The 8,929-nt window shown below is 37.0% G+C and carries 6 protein-coding genes; 3 read left to right on the forward strand and 3 right to left on the reverse strand.

Annotated features, from left to right (window positions below; genetic code table 11):
* Together ABWO41_RS12225 and ABWO41_RS12230 are read right to left on the reverse strand one after the other, a co-directional pair.
* Positions 1-909: PorP/SprF family type IX secretion system membrane protein (locus ABWO41_RS12225; RefSeq protein ID WP_353138202.1), on the reverse strand; the 909-nt coding region annotated here is incomplete at its 3' end.
* Complete coding sequence (locus ABWO41_RS12230) at positions 906-4,289, reverse strand: PKD domain-containing protein (protein WP_353138205.1); 3,384 nt, start codon at positions 4,287-4,289, stop codon at positions 906-908. The genes ABWO41_RS12225 and ABWO41_RS12230, both read right to left, overlap by 4 nt.
* A 380-nt stretch (positions 4,290-4,669) precedes the next feature.
* On the opposite strand from ABWO41_RS12230, the gene ABWO41_RS12235 reads away from it, so the two are divergent.
* Entirely contained in the window at positions 4,670-5,143 is a 474-nt protein-coding gene (locus ABWO41_RS12235) for a ribonuclease H-like YkuK family protein (protein ID WP_353138208.1), read from the forward strand.
* Between the two features lie 199 nt (positions 5,144-5,342).
* On the opposite strand, the gene mnmL is transcribed toward ABWO41_RS12235, so the two are convergent.
* Positions 5,343-6,299, reverse strand: a complete 957-nt coding sequence (gene mnmL, locus ABWO41_RS12240) for a tRNA modification radical SAM protein MnmL/YtqA (RefSeq protein WP_353138211.1) — start codon at positions 6,297-6,299, stop codon at positions 5,343-5,345.
* 64 nt (positions 6,300-6,363) lie between these two features.
* Between mnmL and corA the strand changes: the two genes are divergently transcribed.
* Positions 6,364-7,317: a magnesium/cobalt transporter CorA gene (corA, locus tag ABWO41_RS12245; RefSeq protein WP_353138214.1), complete on the forward strand. Its 954-nt coding sequence runs from the start codon at positions 6,364-6,366 to the stop codon at positions 7,315-7,317.
* A gap of 97 nt (positions 7,318-7,414) precedes the next feature.
* Positions 7,415-8,635, forward strand: a complete 1,221-nt coding sequence (locus ABWO41_RS12250; protein WP_353138217.1) for a porin — start codon at positions 7,415-7,417, stop codon at positions 8,633-8,635.
* The last annotated feature ends 294 nt before the right edge of the window (positions 8,636-8,929 follow it).

Here is an 8,929-nt window from a genome sequence, read left to right on the forward strand (position 1 = left end):
CAATTCCGATTGGGTAAAATCATAGGCATAACCAACGTCAAATATCTTGCTAACCGTAAAACCAAAAATGGCAGAAAAAGAATCATTTTTTCTATAGGAACCTCCTAACCAGACATTATTTCTAAAAGCAATTTTTAGATTCAGGTCTATAGACGAAGGTAGCGGCTTGATACGTTTAAGCATAACAGAAGGCATAAAAGAAAAATCCTGACCTGCCCAAAAACGATAACCAGCAGTAAAGAAATAATGAGGAACTTCATCACTTTGATAATCCTGCGCAAAAGAAACCGGCTGTTTGAGTACCTGTTGAACAGAAGCACCTGCAAAAAAGCTCGCGCCATATAAATAAATGCCTGCATTCACATCAGGCGACCATCTTGTTGCATTCCCTTGCATAACGAGAGGTTCTAGCTCATTTTCAAACCTTAATTCATGCGTATTTAAAGAAATCCGACCCATACCTGCTCCTACTCCAACAGATAAATTGGCTAGATCGCCCAGAGCGATATGATAGGCGTAAGTTAAGTTAGCAGAAGCTCTGGACAAACTCCCCGTCCTGTCATCAAGAACCATTAATCCAATACCATGATGGTTTTCAGACGAGTAATAAGCATCTCTTTCTTCCCTTGTACCAACATCTTCAATTCCAAAATCCGCAGACCCTGCAGTAAGCATATCTTTGTCAATATTTAATGGAGCAGAGACAGTAATATAATTGGTTTTTGGAGCACTTTCTAAACCAGACCACTGATTTCTGGTTGCTGCCTTTACATAAATACCGTGGTAAATACCACTTAACGCAGGATTGATAACCTGCATATTCTGCATATACTGTGTATATTGTGGTTTCTGCTGCGCTTTGCATACCACAGATAGAATCAAGATCAGGGTAAAAGCAAACAGTCTCATCTCAATAAAGTTAAAGATCCACTATATTTTTGCCTGCCGTTATTGGGTTCAATAATATAGTAATAAACACCCATCGGAACATCCTGTCCGTTTAATTTTCCATCCCATGCATTGGTATAACGTTTCGAGTAAAAGACTTCCTGCCCATATCTGTTAAATATCCTGACATCTGCATCTATAAAAGTTTCCAGATAATTTATACCCCAGGTATCATTTATACCATCGCCATTGGGTCTAAAGGCATTTGGAATATAAGGATCGATATGCACATTTACAGTAATTTCATAACTATTGATACAGCCGGCCTGATTAGACAATGTGAGTATATAGCGAGTAGTTTCTGTTGGCCTGGCAATCGGATTCAATACATTATCTGCGCTTAAACCTGTAGAAGGAAACCATTGATAAGATACCGAGCCGGTTGCTGACAGTTCCAGGTCCAGCTGCTTTTCACCTCCTAAAAGAACATTAAATTCCTTTTGTTCTATCAGCTCTGGTTTCCCCAACACTTCTATATAGCGCTTTAACGTATCTGTACATCCATTTACACTTAAAAAAGTATAAGTAAGCTCATGCTTTCCCATCCCCGCTAAAGCAGGATTAAAAATATCCCCTGAAATACCATCTCCCGCCAGTTTACTTTGTCCCGAAACAGTAACAGATTGATTTTCTACGTCAAGCTTGAAAGGCTCTGAATTGATACACACTTGCTGTTCCAGATTAAAGGATAAAATAGGCTTCCCATAAACCTGTATACTAACCGGAGTACTTTCCTTATAACAGCTAAGTCCCGAATAGGCTCTAAGCACTATCTTATATGTTTTATCCTGAGGAAGCGTTGGATACCTAAACTCATATGCCTTACCTTCAGATGGGTTATTGTCAACTAAGGTTAAAGCTGGATTACCTCCAAAGTCAAAAAACCACTCCAGTTTGGTAATTTCCCCCTGATTATTGGTCGATTTGTTAATGACTTGCAGTTTATTCCCACTACAGATCGCCGGCTCCACTACATTAAAAGAAGGTTTCGGATTTTCACCACTAATGACAATATTTTTCTGCAATACGCTTAAACATCCACTTTTCGAGATAGCCTTTAATGTCACTACGTATGAACCTGGTTGATTATATTGATGTTGTGCAACCGACTTAAACTTTTGCGTGATATCGTTACTCTGATCTCCAAAATCCCACTCCCAGGACATTACCTCACCATCTAAAGCTTTTGCAGTAAAAATGACGATATCATTGATACAGGATTTTTCATTTTCAAAATCAATATTCGCCGGATCAAAGATTTCCAGCGTTTTGCTCAATGAGTTTACACAGCCATATTCATTAGTCAATGTGAGCGTAACCTTATATTGGCCTGCTTTTTCAAATTGATACGTTGGATTTTGCAAGTTACTGATGTTCTGATCTCCAAAATCCCAGATCCAGGAAACCTTATCACCCGATTGGTAAATTGTCTGATCTTCAAATTGTACAGCAACATTTGTACATAAAGTAGAAAAAGTGTTCCACACGGGTTCTTTTTGATCTTTAACAGTAATTTTTGTGGTTTTTATTTCCGACTGGCAACCTACTCCGTTGCTAAGTAATAAACTTACATTATATTCTCCTGCCTGTTTAAAAATATGTTTAGGACTTACAGCCGAAGAGGTCTCACCATCTCCAAAATCCCAGATCCAGGATACTACTTTTCTATCAGTTTCTTTTTCTATATATTGGAAAGACACTTCTTCTCCGACACAGGCTATATCCTGAGTGCTAAAATCTGCTACCGGAAGATCAACAATTTCAAAGTCAAAGTCTATATAATCTTCCTCTGCAACTATACACACATTGGCAGACGATTTAGGCAAAACCTTAATTTGTATACGCTTTACGCCTGTACTTGTAAATACTTTATTTGCTACTAATCTGTATTCGTATAATGTTTTTCCTGCCAGAACGATTTGCTTGGCTACAGGGTTCTCATCTACAATTTCGGTATCTGTACTCTCCAGCAACCAGGTAATTTTCTGTGCTTCGTAAGGGAGTACAAGCTTAAAATCAAAGCCGTCATAGATACAACCTTCTCTGGCAACTGTATTGGTACCCTGTTTAAGCGCATTAACCACTTTTGTTGAGGCAAGACTGGTGCCTGCAGAATAAGCATAAGACTCTACATTTCCAAATCCATAGGCAATAGCATTAAAACCTGTATCGGCAGAAAGGCTAAAATTTGTTCCCCCTATGGTATGCAGTGCTATTTGTGCATAAGAATATGCTGTATTATCAGGAATTGCTTTAAAATGACCCGACATCTCTGTATTATTCATTCTAAATGAACTTACTTTAACACTCGGAATAGTAACGTTAATGTATTGTTCTGCTATAAGTTGCTTTGTGGAAGAGTATAAAGTAATCTTGTCGATGCTATACTCCAGCGGATTCAGGATAACCATATCCGGATCACTGGGAATAACATTTGTATTTTTAGGATCTATCTGGTTTCTTGGATCTGCACAATACTGGGTTAACGCATACTGCGCAACCATAATGGGGTTATTACTTTTCAGTAAACCAACAGAATAACTTGCCGATGTAGTATAATAATCTCCCGCCTTTGCCAATTGAATTGTACTTCCATTATAATTTATTGTTGTATTATCTTCACTGGCTAAAAAACGATAAATACTGCCTGTTAATCTATTATAAAAAGGGATAAGCGCAAAAGTTTTCCCCCAGCTTTCTATAGGATACAACTGTTGAAAAAGTGGATCTACACTACCACCCTGCTTACATGCGTCGGGCATAATAGCTAAAGCCGAACTCCCCGAAAATACAGCTATTTTTTTACATGGATTACTGGGATCTACCTCAATAACGGAACCCGTAATATCTGAACTGTTTTGGTAGGAATAAACATCCCCTTTCTTCTGAAGTAAAATTACTTTTGTGGCTTGCTTGCTGTTACTATGAACCGGGGTTATTAAAACTCTGGTATCATCTTCAATAGCAACAATATTAAACTGTGAATAAACATTCATAATATCCTTGTCTCCTATTTTCTGTGTAACCAGGTTTTGGGTATAGGAGATGGCATAATATTTCTGTCCCAGCGCTTCTGTAGGTAAAACCAGAGTAGCAGTAGAACGAGCTCCGGCAAATATATGGGCATAAGCTACCACCTTAGGCTGTCCGGCATCTACTTTTATATTAATTCCTTTATTTGGCTCATATGGGATCTCATTCTCCAGATAGGCCTGATCTCGGGGAATTGTGACTTCAATGACCGTATCGGCGGAAACACTAAATCTTTCCGTAAAAGTTCCACAACTGACCACTCCGGACGAGTTACTCTTTGCCGTAATAAATACCGACATAGTAGCCATCCTCGGCACGTTCTTATTATCCAGTGACGGAACATGCGAAGGAAAACATACCCAAAAATCTGTCCCTTCATTGGAAATATTCTGAGCTAGGCCACTAAAACTCAAAAAAACTAGAAACACAAGTAGCGCAAAAACTCGGTTTACGCCTAAGGTCTTGTAAAAGTACAATATCAATAGCTGTCCAGGTTAAATTTAGTATATGAAATTAATGAGTTTTCTGACATTTTTAATAACCTTCCGATATTTTTAATAAAAACAATCAAACTACCTGATAATCTATATGTTAATAAAACAAGACATGTTAACAAATAAATAACAAGAAACCAACAATACATTGATTTACAAATCATTAAATTTAAGAAGCTTTAAACATCAATATTATGAGTTGGAGAAAATTCAGTGGCGAAAAAGTAAGTTTACCCATCATTAATGAAGTAGAAGCCACAATAAAAAGAGAATATGATAATGGAAATAAATTAAAAGTTTGCATAGGAACAGATTCACAGGTGAAAGGTGCATCCATTCACTTTGCTACCGCAATTGTTTTTTTACGCGAACATAAAGGCGGTTTCATGTACATCAATCAGGACCGTTACAACATGAAAATGGGGATTAAAGAACGCATGCTTGCCGAAGTGCAAAAATCAATAGAAACAGCATACGCTTTATGCGATTTGTTAGATGCTTACGATGTAGAATTGGAAGTGCATGCCGACATTAATACCAGTCCTCAATTTAAATCAAATGCTGCTTTACACGAGGCCATGGGATATATTTTAAGTATGGGTTTTGTATTTAAGGCCAAACCAGAGGCATTTGCCAGTTCAACCTGTGCCAATAAACTTGTCCAGTAAGACTGAATGCCCGAGGCTTAAGTTTTTATGCTGAACCTGTCTTTCTCTCGAACGTAAACGCCCTCTTTTGAGGTGAATGTAGGCGCTTTGTCTATAAGAAACGAAAAGCATTAAGCACAACTCCAGGCCTGCAGATCCTGAATAGAGTTCTGGATGACGGAGAAATTATAGCTGTTAAAATAATATGGTATATATCAAATTATATCTCCTGAAATGCCTTATACTTAGAACCCTGTACTATTCCCCTCTTTTCTATCTGAGAATCCATATAATTCTGAATTTGCGATTTTTTAAGTCCCCAACTTGGCGCAATAAGCATCTCCAGATCAGACAACCCGAATAATCGCTGAATAACGATATCTTCTCTAACTAGCGGTAAAAGTTCACATATAAAATCGGTATACTCTTCCAAAGAGAATAACTTAAATGGATTCTTTTTATACTTCGCGCCCATAATGGATCCTTCCACAATATGCAGGTGATGAAATTTCACAAACTTAATTTGTTTGAACCTGTTAATTTCATCAGCATATTTCAACATCATCTCTCTGGTTTCTCCAGGAAGGCCAAATATGGTATGTACACAAATATCCAGTTTCGAATTCTCCAGCAATCCCATTGTATCCACAAACTCGTCATGCGAACATCCTCTGTTTATCTGAGATAAAGTTTCATTATAGATGGATTCCATACCCATTTCCAAATCGACAACCAATCTGTCGGTATAGCTTTCCAGCAAAGCAATTTTCTCAAAATCCAGACAATCTGGCCGGGTTCCAACAGATAAACCTACAACATCTGTCGTATTAACACTCAATGCCTCATCATACAGCGTTTTTAAATAATGTGCAGGGGCATAAGTATTTGTGTTGGGCTGGAAATAAATAATAAATTTCTCTGCTTTATAATTCTTCATGGCTCGCTCCATGCCGAATTCTATCTGTTCTTTCATAGAATCCATCGTACGCGATGTTGGCGTAAAAGAGTCTACATTACAGTAGGTACAGCCTCCATAACCTTTAGAACCATCTCTGTTCGGACAGGTAAATCCGCCATCCACAATCACCTTATAAACCTTCTTACCATCGAATTTATCCTTCAGATAAGCTCCATAATAATTGTAATTTTTTTCACCGAACGCCAAAGATTTTTCCACCTTAAAATTTAAAATTTATTTTTGCAAAGATAAGAAATGATATTTCAATCCCTATCTTGCACTTATGCTAAGAATCTACTATAAAAAAAATACGCGACTTGCCAAGGAAACAGAAATAGAACTTTTAAGGGAAATCCCTATTGAAAGTCTGATCTGGGTAGATTTACAGAATCCTACAATAGAAGAAAAAGTTACAATAGAGACTTATTTCGACATTAAATACTCATCGGAAGAAGAATCACAAGAGATCGAAAGTTCGTCAAGATTTAGCGAGTTGGATAATGAAATTATCATTAATTCGAGTTTTTTATCTGTCAGGGAACATGGCTTCGAGTATTCACCCGTATCTATTATTCTTGAAAAAGGAATATTGTTTACCTACAGGGATGATGATATTAAGACCTTTAGCGAATCGGTAAAAAAAATAAAATCAAACCCTACACTTTATGTCAACGGTTATCAGATTCTTTCTACACTGTTAGAAACTTGTATAGACCAGGATGCGGATCTGATTGAGAACATAGCTAAGGAAATATCCGAACTTAACAAAACCTTAAAGGCCACTAACGAAAAAGTTGACGAGGAAGACTTATTGAAGATTTCTTCTCTTCAAAACGATAACATGTTACTTCGCGAGAATATCATAGACAAGCAAAGGATGTTGTCTGCATTGTTAAAATCAACTTCGTTCCCAAAAGATAAGATGGATTTATTAAGAATCATGATTAAAGACATCAGCTCTTTATTGGAACACAATAAATTCGCGTTCGAACGTCTGGAATTCCTTCAAGACACCTTTATGGGTTTGATCAATATTGAGCAGAACCGTATTATCAAAATATTCACCGTTGCTACTGTTGCCTTCATGCCTCCTACATTAATCGCAAGCATTTACGGAATGAACTTTACGAATATGCCCGAGTTAAACTGGAGTTATGGCTATATCATCGCCATTTTTTTAATGTTGATTTCGTCTTTCGGCACCATTATTTACTTTAAAAAGAAGAAATGGCTTTAAGCCAACAATTAACACACTATTAACACTAATTTAACATTAGAAGATTTGAGATTCATAGTTTTGCAACGATTTAACATTGATTAAATATTTGCTTAATATGAACAAAGGTTTTGTTATCATTTTCTTAACAATTGCTACTCTTCTTTTCTCGGAATTGGCTATTGGCCAAACACAGGACACTGTTAAAACATCCAAAAACGCTGAAAATCGGAAGTGGTTTGAAGTTATTTCTCTTAGAGGCTATGGACAGGTGCGTTACAATAGGTTACTCGAAACAAACGACAAACTGGGATGTGACCAGTGCGATAAATCATGGGGAGATGGCGGCTTGTTTATCAGGCGAATGAGACTGGTATTTTACGGGTGGGTTAATGAGCGTCTATATTTTTATGTGCAACCAGATTTTGCCAGTTCTTCGGGATCTACATTAAATTATCTTCAGCTAAGAGATGCCTTTGTTGATTTAGGAATTGACCGAGAGAATGTCTTTAGAGTTAGAGTTGGACAAAGTAAGGTACCTTATGGTTTTGAAAACGCTCAGTCCAGCCAGAACAGATTAACTATCGATAGATCTGATGGAACTAACAGTGCTTTTGTGAATGAAAGGGATCTCGGCGTTTTCTTTTACTGGACTCCGAAAATCGTTCAGGAACGCTTCGAAACCATTAATACTTTGAAGCTGAAAGGATCTGGAAATTTTGGCATGGCCGGTTTAGGCTTTTTTAATGGACAAGGAGCCAATAAAGCAGATTTAAATAAGAAACAACATATTGTCGGCCGTTTTTCTTATCCCTTGTTATTTGGCAAGCAGTTTATAGAACCGGGAATACAAGCCTATACAGGCGATTTTACTATGCCATCAGATTTACTAAGTAACGGGGTAAAGACTAATCTGGATAAAACTTATAAAGATGAAAGAATTGGTGCTACTTTGGTGATTTATCCGCAGCCAATTGGTATTCAGGCCGAATATAATATTGGCAGAGGCCCGCAATACAATAAACAAACAGATTCTATTGAGGTAAGAAACTTAAGAGGTGGCTATATTACTTTAAATGCCAAAGCCACTATTAATAAAGATGATTTAATCTATCCATATCTTAAATATAATTATTACGATGGCGGTAAAAAATTCGAAAAAGATGCCAGGAGCTATCTTGTTAAAGAGTTTGAAGCCGGAATAGAATGGCAGCCAAATAAATTTCTGGAATTGGTTGTAGCTTACACCATTTCTGACCGTACTTATGAAGATTTTGTATTAAGAGATAATCGTCAAAAAGGCAATCTAGTGAGAATTCAAGCTCAATTTAATTTTTAATCTGAGTTTTATAATGTGTCCATAAGGAGATTACTGGTTACAGGTATAAGCGGACGCTTGCATTATAAATAGCGCAAGCATCCGCTTGTGCTTATAAAACATCTTATTTAAAAGACACTACTTTTATAAATACAAAACTTAAAGATACAAGCGGACGCTTGCACCAGAACGCAAATACTTTCAGAAATTGATCACTGGAAATACACATCTTATTACTTTGGAGACAACTTACAAATAGCATAAATAGCGCAAGCATCCGCTTGTGCTTATAAAACATCTTATTTAAAAGACACT

This window comes from Pseudopedobacter sp. (genome assembly GCF_040392825.1).
In the GTDB taxonomy this organism is placed as follows: Bacteria; Bacteroidota; Bacteroidia; order Sphingobacteriales; family Sphingobacteriaceae; genus Pseudopedobacter.